This window comes from Streptomyces durocortorensis (assembly GCF_016901035.1).
In the GTDB taxonomy this organism is placed as follows: domain Bacteria; phylum Actinomycetota; class Actinomycetes; order Streptomycetales; family Streptomycetaceae; genus Streptomyces; species Streptomyces durocortorensis.
This window is the reverse complement of the sequence record NZ_JAFEUF010000580.1, coordinates 1-296: the sequence shown is the minus strand read 5'-3', so window position 1 is coordinate 296 and position 296 is coordinate 1. Positions and strand designations below refer to the sequence as shown.

Here is a 296-nt window from a genome sequence, read left to right as displayed (position 1 = left end):
CCCCCAGCCCGTCCGGCGCATGAGGACAAAAGGGCGAGGGCCTACCGCCGAACCTCCCCGCCCTCCACATACGCGTTGTACGCCGCCACCAACGCCCGCCGAGCCACCCGCTCCACCGGCCGCAACGCCTTTCCCCGCGCCGCGATCTCCGACGAGCTCACCGCACCGCCGTGCCCGTTCTCGTACGCCACCGAGACCAGCAGCCCCACCCGCTGCGCCATCTCCAGCACCCGCACCGCCCGCGGCGGATAGCCGGGCGCCAGCACATCCCGCCCACCACCCCGCTCAGTTATAAA

The 296-nt window shown here is 72.3% G+C and carries 1 protein-coding gene; it reads right to left on the bottom strand.

The window, feature by feature from the left end; translation table 11 throughout:
• Positions 1-41: 41 nt before the first annotated feature.
• On the bottom strand, positions 42-296 hold a 255-nt coding region (locus JS521_RS36155), incomplete at its 5' end, for an Rv1486c family protein (RefSeq protein WP_504740036.1).